The 16,479-nt window shown below is 46.0% G+C and carries 12 protein-coding genes and 1 riboswitch; of the genes, 3 read left to right on the plus strand and 9 right to left on the minus strand.

Annotation, left to right across the window (positions count from 1 at the left end; genetic code table 11):
- Nucleotides 1-7: 7 nt before the first annotated feature.
- Nucleotides 8-1,339, minus strand: coding sequence for a GH1 family beta-glucosidase (locus tag JAO78_RS06895; protein WP_226750630.1), 1,332 nt, complete (start codon nt 1,337-1,339; stop codon nt 8-10).
- A gap of 264 nt (nt 1,340-1,603) precedes the next feature.
- Between JAO78_RS06895 and JAO78_RS06900 the strand changes: the two genes are divergently transcribed.
- A complete protein-coding gene (locus JAO78_RS06900; protein ID WP_226750631.1) occupies nt 1,604-2,569 on the plus strand; it encodes a glycoside hydrolase family 16 protein in 966 nt (321 codons plus the stop codon).
- A gap of 56 nt (nt 2,570-2,625) precedes the next feature.
- Here the strand turns inward: JAO78_RS06900 and JAO78_RS06905 are convergent, their stop codons facing one another.
- The 5 genes from JAO78_RS06905 to JAO78_RS06925 all read right to left on the minus strand — a co-directional run bounded on the left by JAO78_RS06905 (nt 2,626) and on the right by JAO78_RS06925 (nt 10,486).
- Entirely contained in the window at nt 2,626-4,116 is a 1,491-nt protein-coding gene (locus JAO78_RS06905) for a tryptophan halogenase family protein (RefSeq protein WP_226750632.1), read from the minus strand.
- A 25-nt stretch (nt 4,117-4,141) separates the two neighbouring features.
- The gene (locus JAO78_RS06910; RefSeq protein WP_226750633.1) at nt 4,142-5,140 is read right to left on the minus strand and encodes a cupin-like domain-containing protein; all 999 of its coding nucleotides are present in this window, start codon (nt 5,138-5,140) and stop codon (nt 4,142-4,144) included.
- Between the two features lies 1 nt (nt 5,141).
- A complete protein-coding gene (locus JAO78_RS06915; RefSeq protein ID WP_226750634.1) occupies nt 5,142-5,849 on the minus strand; it encodes a SapC family protein in 708 nt (235 codons plus the stop codon).
- Between the two features lie 10 nt (nt 5,850-5,859).
- Complete coding sequence (locus JAO78_RS06920) at nt 5,860-7,467, minus strand: tryptophan halogenase family protein (protein WP_226750635.1); 1,608 nt, start codon at nt 7,465-7,467, stop codon at nt 5,860-5,862.
- A gap of 61 nt (nt 7,468-7,528) precedes the next feature.
- Nucleotides 7,529-10,486 (minus strand): TonB-dependent receptor, encoded by a 2,958-nt coding sequence (locus tag JAO78_RS06925; RefSeq protein WP_226750636.1) that lies wholly within the window; start codon nt 10,484-10,486, stop codon nt 7,529-7,531.
- A gap of 584 nt (nt 10,487-11,070) precedes the next feature.
- Nucleotides 11,071-11,240, plus strand: a riboswitch (yybP-ykoY riboswitch).
- A 7-nt stretch (nt 11,241-11,247) separates the two neighbouring features.
- Here JAO78_RS06925 and JAO78_RS06930 point away from each other — a divergent pair.
- Nucleotides 11,248-11,805 carry a manganese efflux pump MntP gene (locus JAO78_RS06930; protein ID WP_226750637.1) on the plus strand — a complete coding sequence of 186 codons (558 nt, stop codon included), beginning with the start codon at nt 11,248-11,250 and terminating at the stop codon, nt 11,803-11,805.
- 391 nt (nt 11,806-12,196) lie between these two features.
- The gene (locus JAO78_RS06935; RefSeq protein WP_226750638.1) at nt 12,197-12,757 is read left to right on the plus strand and encodes a DUF4287 domain-containing protein; all 561 of its coding nucleotides are present in this window, start codon (nt 12,197-12,199) and stop codon (nt 12,755-12,757) included.
- 182 nt (nt 12,758-12,939) lie between these two features.
- Here the strand turns inward: JAO78_RS06935 and glmS are convergent, their stop codons facing one another.
- The 3 genes from glmS to JAO78_RS06950 form a co-directional block, all read right to left on the minus strand.
- Nucleotides 12,940-14,769, minus strand: a complete 1,830-nt coding sequence (glmS, locus tag JAO78_RS06940; protein WP_226750639.1) for a glutamine--fructose-6-phosphate transaminase (isomerizing) — start codon at nt 14,767-14,769, stop codon at nt 12,940-12,942.
- A gap of 46 nt (nt 14,770-14,815) precedes the next feature.
- On the minus strand, nt 14,816-15,583 hold the full coding sequence (locus JAO78_RS06945) for a DeoR/GlpR family DNA-binding transcription regulator (protein WP_226750640.1): 768 nt from the start codon (nt 15,581-15,583) through the stop codon (nt 14,816-14,818).
- 276 nt (nt 15,584-15,859) lie between these two features.
- Complete coding sequence (locus tag JAO78_RS06950; protein WP_226750641.1) at nt 15,860-16,426, minus strand: YceB family lipoprotein; 567 nt, start codon at nt 16,424-16,426, stop codon at nt 15,860-15,862.
- Nucleotides 16,427-16,479 lie beyond the last annotated feature (53 nt).

Here is a 16,479-nt window from a genome sequence, read left to right on the forward strand (position 1 = left end):
ACCCGAGTTAACGCCGGTTAGCGAACACGTCACGTAACGCTATGGCACTATTCTTTAAGGTACGTTGTTGCGTAACATAATCAACATAAACAATACCAAAGCGTTTCGCATAGCCTTCAGCCCATTCAAAATTGTCCATCAAGCTCCAGGCGAAATAACCCTGTATATCAACACCCGCCTTGATGGCATCTTCCGTAGCTTGTAAGTGTTGCTGAAAATAATCTACACGATGCTGATCGGCGACTTTATCTTGCAGCAAACTATCCGGCATGGCGGCCCCATTTTCAGTAATATAAATGGGCGGCAACGTATAACGCTGGTGCAACGCCAGCAGAATTTCAGTTAAGCCTTTTGGATATATTTCCCAGCCCATATCCGTTAATGGCGGTGTTGTTGGTGGTACATCACTGAACCAGCCTTTTTCATTGGCCCGATAGACAGTGCGGGTGTAGTAGTTTACGCCGAGGAAATCTATTGGTTCAGCAATAATCGCCATATCACCGTCAACCCTTAAAGGTTGTTCATCAGTAGCTAATTCAGCTAACAAAGGAGGGTAGCTGCCTTCGAGTAGCGGTTGCAGATACCACTGATTATGATACTGATCCGCCATCTCGGCCGCACGCACATCGGCTGCACTGTTAGAAGCCGGGTGACACGGGCTAAAATTAAGCACAATGCCATTTTTAGCATGTGGAGCATTTTTCCGCAGCACGCGCATGGCTAACCCATGCGCTAACAACAAATGATGGGCGGCTTGTCGACCTTGTTGCCGATTTTGAAACCCTGGTGCGTGGATCCCCGCTTCATAACTGAGATAAGCACTACAAAACGGCTCATTTAGCGTGGCATAAGAGTACACCTTATCCCCAAAAGCCTTTGTTACGATATCGGTATACTCGGCAAATTTATAAGCGGTGTTCCGGTTTAACCAACCTCCGTGATCTTCAAGATATTGCGGTAAATCCCAATGATAAAGTGTCACGAAAGCCTTAATTTTTTTGGCTTGCAGCGCATCAAGTAACTGCTGATAAAAAGCTAAGCCAGCCTCGTTAATACTGCCATCACGGTTAATCACCCGCCCCCAAGCAATCGAGAACCGATAGGCATCAACACCTAAACCGGCAATCAGCTCAATATCATCACGCCAACGAGCAACATGATCACAAGCCACTTTGCCGTCGGAATTATCTTTGATCCGACCCGGCGTATCACAGAAGGTATCCCAGATGCACGGCTCACGACTATCAGCCGCACCTTCAATCTGAAAAGAAGAGGTTGCTACGCCAAAAACAAAGTTAGGCTGCAATAAAGGAGAGGTTTTTGCTAGAGTTATCTTCATCAGTTCTGCCAAGGTTCGCTAAAGCCGAAAGTCGCTGCAACAATACAAAGTAGTTACTTGCAGCACGGTATTATGCTATATATGAAAGCGCTTACATCATACTAGACGGCCTAGACACTGTCGTCAAATATAATACGCATAAGCGCTTAACGGCATAAAGAGTCACATCACGGATTGTACCGCATATCAGTACAGCAAGCTTTTTAGTTAGACTTTTCTTTTAAAAATAACCCCAGGTGAACACTGGATACCTAAGAGGCAATAATGCGTTTTAATTTACCTTTACTGGCTATTAGTTGCACGTTGGCGTTAGTCGCTTGCAATCAGCTACCCGAACTCAGCACGCCGTCGGCCAACATCGCTTTTGCAGCCCCAGCGGGTTGGCAATTAGTTTGGCATGATGAATTTGAGGGTAAACAGCTCGATCGAAGCAAATGGACCCCAGAGCAAAATTGCTGGGGCGGCGGTAATGATGAGCAACAATGCTATACCGACCGACCAGAAAACATCATGGTAAAAGATGGCCTGTTACACCTCATCGCGCGAGCAGAAAACTTCTCCGGCCCAGATATTGTTGAAGATGCCGCGAGCTTTGATCCCAAGCGACAACGCACCTTACCTTACACATCTGGCCGCATTCGCAGCAAAGGCCAAGGTGACTGGCGTTATGGCCGCATCGACGTCAGCGCCAAATTACCCGGCGGTCAAGGCAGTTGGCCGGCGATTTGGATGCTACCCACCGATAACGTTTATGGTGCCTGGCCGTTATCAGGCGAAATTGACATTATGGAAGCGGTCAATCTCGGCACCCAATCAGATGAAAAAAATGCGGCAATGGGTGAGCCAGAGCGACGCATCCACGGCACTTTACATTATGGCAAACGCGCGCCGAACAATACTTATTCTGGAGAAAGCTACAAATTACCAGCAGGCGCCAGCCCCACTGACGGCTTTAATACCTACAGCATTGAATGGGAAGAGGGTGAAATCCGCTGGTACATGAATGGTGTGCATTATGCCACCCGCACCAGTGCCGATTGGTTTACCGATGCCGCACAAATTATGCCCGGCATAGGTGAGCATGCGCCCTTTGATCAGCGTTTTCATCTTCTGTTAAATTTAGCGGTGGGCGGCAATTGGGCTGGCAACGTTAATGAAAAAGGTATCGACGCTGGCATATTCCCACAACGCATGCAGGTTGATTTTGTCAGGGTGTATCAAAAACGCTGATTAACAAAACAAAAAGCCGCTACAGACGACTGTAGCGGCTTTTTTTAAGATTAATATTATTTGCTCATCGCGGGGCAATAGCTTTGTAAAAACGTCTGATGACTGGGTAATTGCGCCACTAACCGCTGATTTTGCACTTTGATTTGGTTGAGGAAATGACTCAGTTCCTCTTCACTCATTTGATCCACTATCGGATGATAGTGTTCTGGCAGCAAACCTTGGCCCAACATCACTTGCGTCCATGAGTTCTCACCAAATAACTCATTCGGCACTTTAAATACTCGGCCCGTTTCTTTAAACAAACGAATACGATGGGCAAGTGATTCAGGAATAGGCATGCTTTGACAGTGTCGCCAAAATGCCGTGTCGCGCCGCGCCGTCACATTGTAGTGCAAAATAATAAAATCACGAATATTCAGCACTTCGTGTTCAGTTTGCTGATTAAACTCATCCACATCTGCTTGGCTGACGCCATTAACAGGGAACATTTGTAACAAACGCACAATGCTGCGTTGAACCAAGTGAATACTGGTCGACTCTAGCGGCTCAAGAAAGCCACTGGCCAAACCCAAGGCGATACAGTTTTTGTTCCAGTGCTTACGGCGCATGCCGGTTTTGAATTTGATCAGTCGAGGTTCGGTCAGTAACTCACCACTGACATTAGCCAGCAACAAGGCTTTTGCCTCATCATCTGAGTAATACTTACTGCAATACACTAAACCATTACCGACACGATGTTGCAGTGGTATTTGCCACTGCCAGCCAGCACCGTGAGCGATAGAACGTGTATAAGGCACCGGCTCACGCGTAGCGCGAGTTTGTACCGCAATCGCTGAGTCGCAAGGCAACCAGTGGCTCCAATCATCAAAGCCGGTGTGTAAAGTTTGCTCAATTAACAGTGCGCGAAAGCCCGTACAATCAATAAATAAATCGCCAGCAATGCGCTCACCGTTTGTCATCTGTAACGCTGTAATATTGCCGCTTTGCTCACAGGTTTCAACCTTGGCAATTTTACCTTCAATCCGCGTTGCACCATGTTTCTCAGCCATAGTCCGTAAAAACTTTGCATATAAACCGGCATCGAAGTGAAAAGCATAATTTAGGGAACGATTCGGCAAATGCGCAAACTTTGCCGCTTTTGACGCCAATAACTCCGGACAATAATCACCGTAATCACTGGCTAAGCCGATTTGCTGACCTTTTAACCAGAAATGCTGAAAGCCCGCCGCCCAGCAATCTTGGCCAGTGGTTCCAAATGAGTGAATGTAATCTTGGCCTTGATCGCGCCAGTTTTCAAATTGAATACCCAGTTTAAAAGTAGCTTGAGTGGCCGCCATAAACTCTGCTTCGTTAATGCCTAGCAGTTTATGCAGCGTCAATAACGGGGGTATGGTCGCTTCTCCCACCCCCACAGTACCAATATCTTCACTCTCGACTAAACAAATTTCAAAATGTTTACCCATTAACTTGGCGATAGCGGCAGCCGCCATCCAACCAGCGGTTCCACCACCGGCAATCACCACGCGTTTAATTGCTTGCGACTGCATTTGGACCTCGTTGTTATAGATTGAGTTATCGGTTAAGTTTATTTAACAGTTCAGCACGCACTTGCCGTGCCACAGGCTCAGTTAACGAACCTTGCAAACCACGTAAATGTTCAGGAATATGCGCAATTTCTCCTTCACCAAACACATAATGCTCAAAGTGTGCACGCCATGCCGCCTTTTGCTCTGCCGGTAAAGTGTTAATACTCAGCATCGCCAGCTGCAATGCCAGCTGTGGGCTGGGCAAATAACTAGGGCAGTCGCGCCACCAAAAATTCATTAGTACATTGAGCGAGCTTAGCGCTTCTACATGATGCCACCACATACTGGGAATAATGAGCGCATCACCAGGACCAAGTTCTACCACTTGCGCATGTTTCATCGCTTCGGCGAATTTTGGAAATTGTGTCAGATCGGGGTTGGTAAAATCGACCAAACTAATCGCTCGGCCTGCAGGCGAAACATCCAGCGGGCCAATGTACAAATTGGCTAATTGTTCAGGTGGAAACAAGGTGAAACGTCGACGCCCAGCCACTACCACCGCCAAATTTTGCGGAAGATCAGAGTGTGCTGCTACACGACTTTGATTGCCAATCCATAAGCTAACCAGCGGATCTTTGCCCTGTTGCGCCAACGCCGGCACGTGTTGTTGTTGCAACCACTGCGGAAACCAACGCGGTACCAAAGTAGCACCAACATACCAGTGCGCTTTATCCTGTGATGCCGCTAACAATTGCCCAAGTTTGGCATTTACCGGCTGAAAGTTAAAACCACTAAAGTTAGTATTGTAAAATACTCGGCCACCACTACCCGCCTCACTGATATAAGCGGTAAGTGGTTCACCACTATAGTGGCTAAGCAAATAATCATTAATGGCAGGCTGGCCTTGCTTAGCCGCACAAACTGCAGGCCAGTGCGCAGCAAAATCAGGCAAGTGCAGCGGTATCGAACTATTCAGTACATCACTGCTGATGCTATACGCGGTTACGCCGGTTAAGCTTGCTACCGGTTGCGCTGCAGGCCACATCTTAGTTGCTTGCCAACAGCTGATTCTTAAAACCAATCAACCGCGCAAACTGTGCTTGCGAAGCTAGCATCATGTAAATGGCCTCTAAATAACCCGCCTGCTGTAACTGCAACAATTGCTCGCCGCTCAGTTGCGCTAACCGTGGCTCGTTAATCGTATAGAAACCATGCAAACTGTGCTGTTGACCATTATTTAACGTAACATCCAGTACAAAAGACTCAATCAACTCCAGTGCCAATAGTTGCTGCGTAAAGACCTTAGCGTCGGTAATGCCATGATGCAAAGTCTCTAATTGTGCCGCCACTTGCTGCAAATAAGACGTTTGACCACCAAACTCTAAAAACAACGGCTCACCCGAAGCGCTATTGACTCTCGGATGCGAGGTATCGATATTGATCACGCGCTCACCCTGTTGCAGGCCAATGGTAAAAGGCTCACGAAGGATATCTAGCGGCACATAACCCGCTTGCCATCCTTGCTGCTGCAAAAATAGGTTTTCACCCGATTGAAAACCGAGCAGTAACACCGGCATAAATTGGCCGCTTTGGCCGTCTTTATAAAATAAGACGGGGTAATAGGCTTGGGCAGCGCGGAATTCAGCTGGAAAACTCAAACAAAACATTTTGTTATCGCCAAGCTCTAGGCTGCGCTCAGTAAGGATTTTCACACCAAGATGGTCAACGTTATTGAGTAATTCGATAGTAGCCATCGGCTCCCCTTTAAATCTTTTGTAAGCCATGAGCTTTAATTTGGTTTAATAATTCGCGATTACTGACCAAGCCCGCTCTGAGTTGTTGTGTTTTTTGTTGTACTTCGGCAAACGCTTGGTTAGCACGTAATCCTAAGCTTGCCTTTATTGGCCGCTCACTACTAGGTAAATGTCGCATGCCATACAAAATATACTGGTAACTGGCAGCCGGAAACAATTCTTCAGCCATGGGTAAATCATAACGACTTGGCACAAATTGTTGCCACATCATCAACTTTTCTTGCAGTGACGAAGGTATCGAGCTGTCGGCACGCTGGGCCAGCCAATAATCGCTATCATCACGTGTCGACAACACGTAATGCAACTTTAAAAACTCGACGATTTGTTGCCAACGATAGCTAAAGGTTTGATTAAAGCGCTCACCGATCACGGCCTGTTGTGCCAAACTGCGTGGCAATTGCTCGCTAATAAACTTGGCCGATAACTCAACCATCACCAAGGCAGACGCTTCCAGCGGCTCAATAAAGCCTGCCGCCATGCCAACTGCCACACAATTGTGCCGCCAAAACTGTTGGCGATAGCCCGGCGTAAACCGAATAAGCCTCGGCTGGTAGCGGGCTGTAAATGCCTGCTCTGATAATTGCAGGTACTGCGCAAGCGTGCTGACCGCCTGATCCTCGCCGGTATGGCCACTGTGATGCACAAAACCGACACCGCGACGGGTCGGTAAGCCGATATCCCATACCCAACCTTGTGATTGGGCAGTGGCCAAGGTTGCAGAGGCAATTGGCGTACGTTCATCCTCATAAGGCACCTGCACTGCCAAGGCACTGTCGTTTAACAAACAGTTTTGCACACTGACCAGGGGTGTTTGATAATGCTGGCCGATAAGTAAACTCTGTAACCCCGAGCAGTCCACAAATAGATCACCGGTTAAAGCACCATGCTCAGCCGTTTGCAAGGCGGCAACACGACCATCTATGTGGTTATGCACGGCAACAACATCATCCACAATATGCTTCACCCCAAGCCGTTTGGCATGCTGGCTTAGTAAGGCAACAAACTTTGCTGCATTAAGGTGATAGCCATAATTTTGTAAAAAGGCATATTCTGGAGTCGCGATGCGTTTGGGTGCTAAACCCGCAGCAATCACGGCAGGCTGGCTTGATACAGCAGCAGCAAACTCGACTTGCTGATGATGACCAAACCAAAAGTCAGCAATATCTAACTCATTGGCAGCTACTGGTGGCGTAAAAGGATGGTAATAACAATCTTGTGGTGATGAGCTACGCCATTGGCGAAACACACTGCCTTGTTTAAAGCTGGCATCGCAGCTAAGAATAAATTCTGTTTCAGAAATCCCAATACGCGCTAATGTCGCACGCATTGAAGGCCAAGTCCCCTCGCCAACACCAATGGTGGGCACAGAGGCAGACTCGATCAAACTGATATTGACATGTGGGTCTGTTTGATGATCTGCAGCTAAGATAGCGGCAGTAAGCCAACCCGCACTACCACCACCGACAACCACAATATCCACCTGCCTTTTAAAAAAAGGCTTTTTATTTTCAGTGTTTGCGGGATTATCTGTTGCGAGTGACTCGTTTGCTTGCATCATAACTACTTCTTGTAAAAAGTAGCCATCTTACGATGGCTACTTATTTCAGGACAACGACATCTTAGAACGAATAACGCGCACCAATGGCAAAACGACGACCTGTTTCAGTATAATTCACTAATTGTAGTGTATTACGTTCATGAGAACGTACTGACTCGTCAGTTAAGTTAATGGCTTCAATAAAGAACGTTAAGTTCTCGGTATAATCGTAGCTGGCACTGGCGTCCCATTGACCATAAGCTTCAACGTAAATAGGGTTTTGCAAACCTAAAGTATTCACTGTGGAGGCAAGGAACTTGTCACGCCAGTTATAGGCCAAACGCGCTTGGAAACCGTCTTTATCGTAGAAACCGACGACGTTGTAGGTATCACTCATACCTAATAACGCAAATTGCTCGCCACGACTGAAGTTGTCGTATTCAAAGTCACCATCAACAAAAGTTGCGTTGGCAATCACACCAAAGCCTGTTTCGCCAAATAAATGTTGTAAGGCTAATTCCCAGCCGTCTAAATTCGCATCATCTTGGTTAACCGGAATAGTGATATCAAATGTTGCAGCAGTATCGCCAGGTACACCTAAGATAAAGCCGTTTGCGTCAACCGTATCAGGGTAATTGGTTCTGATGTAGTTACGAATCGCTGTAGCATTATTGCCGACGGCAGCAACGGCTTCAGCATAACGAGGGCCTTGTGCCGGATGCGGTAAATTAAAGGTTTGCTCTTCAACGGTAGTACGACCGATAAAGTTCTTCGCCTTCTTCTTGAAGTAACCCACGGCCATGTAACTGCCTTCGTCGTAATACCACTCTAAAGACAAGTCTAGGTTGGTTGATTCAAACGGGTCTAGATCTGGGTTACCACGTCCACCGGTACCACCGTCAATCCGCACTAAGGCATTCAGCGTTTGTCCACCTTGGATATCGGCATAGCTTGGACGAGCCAATGTTTTACTGACCGAGGTACGGAAAATTACATCTTCAACCACTTCAATGTTGAAATCGACATTGGGCAGTACGTTAGTGTAATCACCGGTTAGCTCAGTAAAGTCACTTTCACCAGTGCTGATCAAGTTGAATTCGTTATCACCTGCCCAAGCAATACCACTGTAGACCGGTACTAAGGCGTTTGATGTAACGTCGGTTTTCTCGTAACGCACACCCGCGGTTAAGCCATAAAAACGCTCACCAATTTCACCGGAGAAATTTAACTGCACATAAGCAGCTTTTTGTTCTTCCGTAGTACGGCGGTCCGTGGTCATGTTAGACGAAGCACAGAACGAGGTACCGCAATCACCCACTTGACCCAAGGCACCATATTTATCATTGGCAATTTGGCGGATGGTATTGAAGTCCCAACGGAAGAACTCTTTCAGCATATCGCTGCTGGTGCTTGCGCTGAAGTTATCGCCCAACTGATCAAGCTGGAACACTGACGGATTGATATCGCCAGCGGCACCTAAACCACCCCAGTTATCTTGTTGCACGTTAGAGAATGCTGAACGGTTTTTGGTTTCTGAACTTGTTACACCAAAGTCAATGCTGTTTAAGATGCCATCGTCAAAGGTATAGTTTCCGCGAAGTTGCAGTTGGTCAATGTCACTGCGCATTTGGCTATTACGAAATGAACTACCGGTTACTCGCATATCTTCACCGCGAATACCAGTAAAACCGGGGGGATAACCAATGGCTAAAGTAGGTAAGTCAGTGTCAAAACGTGCGGTAGTGAGAGTACGCACGAAAGTCGCCATACCAATAACGTTGTTGCTACCAAAAGGGCTGTTTGGGCTAGAATCAGCTGACGAGCTATGATAGTCCAACTCTAACTTTAAGTTGTCACTTGCTTGCCAGTTAACATTGAAACCTAAAGACTTATTCTCGTTTACGGTTGAGAACTGCCCACCACCCATGGCTAAATCGCCAGGAGCACCAAAAGCTTCAGAATAGACAATGGGTGCTGCTACTGGGCCATCGCTCCACACACCTGAAGAAGGGCCGAAGTTAAACCAGGCTGAAACGTCATTGTAACGATCGGATATTTCGTTTTTTGAATAGGTGAAATCTAAGGTTGTTCTTACAGCTTCAATCGGTTGATATTGTAAAACCAATTGGCCATTAGTACGAGTTCTTTCTACTTCATGAAAGGCAAATCCTAGGCTTTGTGGAACCGAATAGATAGAATCTGACGAGGGTAAATTTTCAATAGCATTAGGACTGGCAGGACATAAACCACCCCAGTCTGCATTGCCCATGTCACAGTCTGGGCCAGTTACAATTCCAGGGTAAGTTCGCCAGCCGCCGCTATTGGCTTGCTTGTTGCCGCTATCACGCTGCTGGTATGAGCCGCTAATGGCGACACCAAATTTGTCGTCATTAAAAGTATTGCTGTATAAGCCTGATAGCTCTGGCGTGATGCTGGCGCCTTCGTCAGTTGACTGGTCCATTACACCTTTGATACCAAAGCTGGATTTCTCGCCGGGAGCATTCAATGGTTTAGTCGTTAAAATGTTAATGGTTGAGCCCATACCACCGGTAGCGATAGTGGCACGACCCGTTTTATACACTTCAACTCCTGAAATACCCTCAGAAGCGATGTTTGCAAAATCATACGAACGAGAAGATGAGGCTGAGGTCGCTTCCAGTGACGAAGCGGGCATTTGCCGGCCATTTAACATCACTAAGTTAAAATCTGGGCCAAAACCGCGCACCGTAACGCGGCTTCCTTCACCGTTTGAACGGTCGATAGCCACACCCGTGATCCGTTGCAAGGATTCTGCAAGGTTAGTGTCTGGAAATTTACCAATATCTTCAGCAGAGATGGCATCAACCACGCCGACAGAGCTGCGTTTAACATCCATCGACTTAATTAAACTGCCACGAATGCCCGAAACTTGAATTATTTCAATATCACTGTTTTCGTCCGCAGCGGCTTCTTGCGCGAAACCAGGCGCCATCATGCCGGCGCCTGTAATCAGTGACAAACTCAACGCTATGCGCGACAGCTTGAAACGTGTTTGATTCATACCTTTCTCCCGTGTTTCCTGTATTTTTGCCATTTTATTATATGCTTCGCTTACATTTTAATGACATTTGCAGGCACAAAAATGTAAGCGCTTACACAACTTAGTTGATTAATATTTCTACGTCAAGACAGACCAGTAAAAAGATGCACAAATGTGTGGCAACAAAAGTTCACTTTTAGTGCACGGAGTACAACGGAAATAAAGGTTTCTGGCTAAAAAACTGCTGAAAAAAGGCTATAATTATCAAATGACGCTAAATTGCCTTATTTTGGTGCACTACAATTTTTAGGGTACTTAGCTACCACTGTTTTCTACGCACTTACCACTTGATGCAATCTTTACGCATAAAAACTTTCATCCTGCGAACGCACCAACAATTAACTCACTTCAACTATTAGCTGTTTTGCACAAATGGCAAAAATTCAGAACAGGCTCTTTCTAAAAAGATTTACTTTCCCTCAGTTCAAGACACTCTCTTTTCAAGAATGAAGTTCACCATCACACGCCTCGTTTGTTAACCCAGTTCAGTATGCCGCTCCACACCAACACGCTAAATTTGTCATTATTTAGGATAATTGTTAACATAAACCCTCGTTGGGGAGTAGCCTGCTTTCGAAATTTGGAAGAATTCGTATCAACATAATTGGCCACATGCCATGGTGCGAATACCTCTTGGTTGGCGAGACCATCGATATATCCATGCCCAAGGTCGGGCGTGTGGATATATCGTGGACTTGATATGCCCGACCGGAGCCAACTAAATGAACCCAATTCCGCTTATTTTACTTGCCTTTGCTATGTCCACAGATGCTTTCGCTGCTGCGATTGGTAAAGGTGCAACCCTTAAAAAACCACGATTGATAGAAGCTTTCAAAATCGGACTCATCTTTGGTTTTATCGAAGCAATCACGCCGCTTGTAGGCTGGTTAATAGGAAAGTCAGCCTCAGAATATGTAGAAGCTTGGGATCACTGGATTGCCTTTTCACTCTTGACGATTCTGGGTCTGCATATGATTTATGAAGGTACAAAGCCGGCTGGAAATGATGAAGAACAAGAAACTGGAAAGTCTTTATTTCGAATCTGCCTAACGGCATTTAGTACAAGCATTGACGCAATGGTGGTTGGTGTGAGTCTTGCGTTCATCAACGTCAACATTTGGATAGCAGCAGCTTTGATTGGGTTTGCGACGACACTGATGGTGACTATTGGCATAATGCTAGGGCGTGCAATAGGCTCGGTTATAGGGCACAGAGCTGAGATTTTTGGCGGCCTTACGCTAATTGCGGTTGGGTCATTAACATTGTACAGTCATTTGTAATTTTTTTTCGAGGCACCAACCTTTGTGGAGGCCAGCAATCTTTTATTCGGTGCGGCCCCACGTATTATTAACACAGCGCACTGGCTCGACAGTTACTGGTACCCACAACGGGCATCGAGGCATTAGCACTTAACAGCGTTTTTTTACTCGTCATATCTTTTAAACTCATACATCGATAATTACATGAATGGGATACTGACTGATAAAAGCGAGAAACAGAAACACCTCGCTGAACCATCACATATATGCGAAAGCCGGCTTTATCTCACAACCGAATATGTTTTCTAGTTTGTTTAAACTGTAAATTAAAGTTCAATAGGATTAATTTTCTCTGAATAATATTGATTGCATCATAACTGTAAGAGCTGCATACACAACATCGGAGGATGACATGGCAGACGTTCAGAAAGCCTTAGAAACACAAATCAAGAATATTGAAACGCGTACTGGGAAGACGATAGATCAGCTTAAATCGCTTGCTCAGGATTGCGGCCTCACCAAGCACAGCGAAATCGTCAATATGTTAAAAAGCGACCTTGGAGTTGGACATGGCGATGCAAACACCATTGCTCATTTAGCCAAAACATTAACTCAAACAGATAACAGCATTGTCGTCGGTCCAATTGATGCTCTTTATGTTGGCCCCAAAGCAGCTCTTCGCCAGATTCATGAATCGCTCCTTGCGCAAATGGAAAATTTTGGATCATTCGAGTCTGCTCCAAAACAAAAATACGTCAGCTACCGCAGAAAGAAGCAGTTTGCCACGATAGGCCCTGTAACCAAAACGCGAGTGGAACTTGGACTAAACATTAAAGAGCTTCCAGCTTCTCCGCGTCTCGAAAAGCTACCAGATGGGCAGATGTGCAAATTTCGCGTGAAGCTGACAGATGCAACGCAAGTTGATGCGGAGCTTATTGCATGGATAAAGATGGCTTATGACGCAGCAGGTTAGTAGCAGATCTGACAATTAACGAAGCTTTCTTAACCAATCCAGCTTCTCATAGCTTATGCCCATTACTGACCTCAGTAATGAGCATAAACTAATATTTTATTGATACCAAATTTAGAGCAATTTATTTTTTACGTACCAAATACAATTTGCCCCAACAAACAAAAAGCAAAAAAATCAAGTGCTTATTCAACTGTTACACTTTTGGCTAAATTTCTTGGCTGATCTACGTCGGTACCCTTTATGATTGCCACATAATAGCTCAGCAGCTGCAATGGCAGGGTATACACTACCGGCGCTAACCATTCATGGGTGTGAGGTACGTTAATTACGCGCATCGTGGCGTCTGACTTAAACTGCGCATCGGCATCGGCGAACACATACAAGATACCGCCACGGGCACGCACTTCTTCCACGTTCGACTTTAGCTTTTCTAACAAGTCATTGTTTGGCGCTACCACGATAATCGGCATATCGGCATCAATTAATGCCAGTGGGCCGTGCTTAAGCTCACCCGCCGCATAAGCTTCAGCATGAATGTAAGAGATTTCTTTTAGCTTTAATGCGCCTTCCATCGCAATGGGGTACTGATCACCGCGGCCTAAGAATAACGCATGGTGCTTGTCGGCAAACTCTTCAGCTAAAGCTTCAATTTGTGGCGCCAGCGCTAAGGTTTCTTCTAACTTGGCCGGTAAACTTTTCAGGGCATGAGTTAATTCACGCTGCTTTTCAAGGCTTAAGCCGTTGTATTTACCTACCGCCATGGTCAACATGGCTAAACCCACTAACTGCGTGGTAAATGCCTTAGTCGAGGCTACACCAATTTCTGCGCCAGCACGGGTCATAAAGGCTAAGTCAGATTCACGAACCAGTGATGAACCCGCCACGTTACAAATGGTTAAACTGCCTAAGTAACCGGCTTCTTTCGCTAAGCGCAGCGCGGCTAGAGTATCGGCGGTTTCACCTGATTGCGAGATACTGACCAATAAGCTGTTAGGCTGCACAAAAGATTTGCGGTAACGGAATTCTGAAGCGATTTCGACATTACAAGATACACCGCCTAATGACTCCAACCAATAACGCGCCACCATACCAGAGTGATAACTGGTGCCACAGGCAACAATTTGAATATGCTTAACCTTTTTAAATAGCTCAGCTGCGCCATTACCAAAGGTTTCGTCTAGCACGCTATCATTGCTTAAACGGCCTTCTAACGTGTTGTTGATCGCTTGTGGCTGCTCATAAGTTTCTTTGAGCATAAAGTGACGATATTGGCCTTTATCACCGGCATCGTAACTGACGTTGGATTCATGCACTTCACGCTCTACCGCGTTACCGTCTTTATCGAAAATACTGACGCTTTGTCGGGTAATTTCTGCTACATCGCCTTCTTCTAAAAACATAAAGCGACGGGTTACCGGCAATAAGGCCAGCTGATCAGAGGCAATAAAATTCTCACCGATACCTAAACCAATCACCAAGGGGCTACCTGAACGGGCCACCACTACACGGCTAGGATCGGTTTTATCTAATAACACGGTACCATAAGCGCCATGCAGTTGTTTTACCGTTGCTTGCACGGCTGCTAACAGTGAACTAGCTTGCTTTAATTCTTCTTCTACTAGGTGGGCAATTACTTCGGTATCGGTGTCTGAGGTAAACACATAACCTTTCGCTTTAAGCGCTTCGCGCAGCGGGTTATGATTTTCAATAATACCGTTGTGTACCACGATGATATTGCTAGAAATATGAGGGTGCGCATTACGTTCACTTGGCTCACCATGCGTTGCCCAGCGCGTATGCGCAATACCCGTACCGCCAAGCACCGGCGCTAATGCCACCGCATCGGCTAGCTCTTTTACTTTACCTAAACGGCGTAAACGCTGTAACTCACCTTGCTGGTTAACAACCGCCACGCCGGCCGAGTCATAACCGCGATATTCTAAACGGCGCAAACCTTCAACTAAAATATCAACCACATCACGCTGCGCAACTGCGCCAACAATACCACACATATTCTTACTCCGTTAAATTAACTAAAAGGGTTCGCAAAAATGCTATTTAATACGCTGCGCGGATCACGCTAACGCCTTGCTGTTCTATTTCCGCAGCCTGAGCAGCGGATAAACCGATGTCGGTCACCAATACTTTGATCATTGACCAGGGTAATTCTAAATTGTGTATTTTTCGCCCCAGCTTGTCTGATTCCAGCATCACGATGACTTCGCGCGAGACCTCAGCCATAACTCGGCTTAAGCTGTATAACTCATTGTAAGTAGTTGTACCGCGAGCTAAATCGATGCCATCGGCGCCAATAAACAGTTGGTCGAAGTCGTAATTACGTAACATTTGCTCGGCTAATTGCCCTTGAAACGCTTCAGACTGCGGATCCCAAGTACCGCCGGTTAAAAGTAGCGTCGGCTCGTTTTCCAACTCTCGCAAGGCATTGGCAATAGCTAATGAATTAGTCATGACCACAAGGCCACGTTTTTGCACTAGTTCTGGCAATAGCGCCGCCGTTGTGCGGCCACTGTCGATAATAATTCGGTAATGATCTTTAATCAGTGTCGCAGCCGCTTTAGCAATTGCTAACTTTCGTTCTGAAACTTTCGCTAAACTACTATCAGAAATAAAATCTTGTGGTACCGGCACAGCACCACCGTATCGACGTAATAATAAGCCGGCAGCCTCTAGGGCAGTTAAGTCTTTGCGAATGGTCACTTCGGACGTGTTAAATTGCTCCGCCAGCTGCTCAACGGTCACTTCGCCTTGTTTTTGCAATTGGGCGACAATTAAATGCCGACGCTGTTGTGTATTACGTTTATTCATTTCTTTCACTTAGTTTCGAAACGAAAGGTATTTTAGCGATTTCTGCTGCTTTTGCAAGCAATAGCAAAAAACCAAACTTATTAATGATAATTATTTGCATTTGCGTTTGGGTTGTTTTATAGTCTGCGCTATCAACGGATGGCGGTGAGCTTTTGCTCTGATAAGGATGTTCTGGTCGTTGTTAATGTTGTCCTGCATTTATGGGGAGCTTAGGCTCCCCACTTTTTTTACGACCATCTGCCACCTTGTTCTGTCTTAGCCAAGAAAAGATGGCGGTTAACGACTTTTCCCCGCCGGTAAAAAGGCAATTCTCCCTTGTTGCACGGTCATATTTATCGGTAGTGCGGTTAATAATTTTACCGTTGGATCGCTGGTATCCAATTTATAAACTGGGTTAGTCGCCAAAAATTGATTCACTATCTGTAATAACTCATTGGTAACCGGCGTAAGGTTACCGCGGTAGCCTGCAGCTTCAATCGAAGAGTCGAGTAATTTTACTGAGCGCACAAATACCGCTTTTTGTTCCGCATCATAATAAGGAGCTCCTTCAACCTGCAGTTGCATACTGGCAGGATACGTTAAACCGAACAGGCTTAAGGTTGCCGAAGCAGCCGTGTTAATTTGCACCAGATCGCTATTATCCGGGCCAATTTTAACTGCCATACTGTCGACCGCCAGCTTTAAAGGGATCCCGGCAACATTGGCTTGTCGCGTTAACTCAGGGATTTGCTGGCTAATCATCTGCTCTAATTGTGTTTCAGAAACAGAGTAAACCGGCATTTGGCCCAATTGACTGCAACCGACCAGCAAAATCGTTAAAATAAATAACCCTATTTTTCGCATTATCTTGTCCTATTTATTGAGTTAAGTTGCAGCCTTGCTAATAGGCTTTGATC

Origin of the sequence: Alishewanella maricola, from assembly GCF_016343785.1 — a bacterium.
Classification (GTDB): Bacteria; Pseudomonadota; Gammaproteobacteria; order Enterobacterales; family Alteromonadaceae; genus Alishewanella; species Alishewanella maricola.